This is a genomic window from Bacillus sp. SIMBA_008 (assembly GCF_046535495.1).
GTDB classification, from domain to species: domain Bacteria; phylum Bacillota; class Bacilli; order Bacillales; family Bacillaceae; genus Bacillus; species Bacillus subtilis.
In genome coordinates this window covers 1-238 of sequence record NZ_JAWRWL010001206.1, presented here as the reverse complement: position 1 = coordinate 238, position 238 = coordinate 1, and the positions used below count along the sequence as shown (strand labels likewise).

The following is a 238-nucleotide window of genomic DNA, read 5'->3' as shown; positions in this document are numbered from 1 at the left end:
CCCCGTCCGGCGCCTGCACGGTGCCGCCCACGCCCCAGAGCGACTTCGTGACGGGCTTGACCACGCTGGCTCCCGCGGCGACGGCGGCGTCGACGAGGGCGTGCACGTTCCCCGGCTGCGAGACCACCAGCGAGAGGGTGTATCCGCGGAACCCGGATGTCTCGGCATCCGAGGTGCGGAATCGCAGACGATCGCCGAGGTCGAACGTGTCTGCGTAGAAGGACTGTGCGGCCTCGAG

1 protein-coding gene is annotated in these 238 nt (G+C 70.6%); it reads right to left on the bottom strand.

Features of this window, described 5'->3' with window-relative positions; translation table 11 throughout:
- On the bottom strand, window positions 1-238 hold a 238-nt coding region (locus SB658_RS27265; protein WP_410603671.1), incomplete at both ends, for a hypothetical protein.